A 232-nucleotide genomic window follows, 5' to 3' on the forward strand; every position below is an offset into this window, starting at 1 on the left:
GCGATTGTTGAAACTGGATATTCATGATTTTTAGGGTTATCGATAAGAGTTATACCTTCTTGGTTTGAAAAAACCTCACGAACTTCGCTAAGCGTGAAAGGCTGATCCAATATTACCTGGATACTCACACCGTGACTGTTTATTACTGGAACACGTACACAAGTTGCTGAAACAGCCAACTCTGGCTTATGTAAGATTTTACGTGTTTCATTGACCATTTTCATCTCTTCTT

The 232-nt window shown here is 38.4% G+C and carries 1 protein-coding gene; it reads right to left on the minus strand.

The annotated features are described in order from the left end of the window. Window positions 1–218 (minus strand): Asd/ArgC dimerization domain-containing protein (locus tag ETC27_RS18385; protein WP_276605713.1); only part of this gene is annotated, 218 nt, incomplete at its 3' end. Between the last annotated feature and the right edge of the window lie 14 nt (window positions 219–232).

This window comes from Onishia niordana, from assembly GCF_004798965.1.
Lineage (GTDB): Bacteria > Pseudomonadota > Gammaproteobacteria > Pseudomonadales > Halomonadaceae > Onishia > Onishia niordana.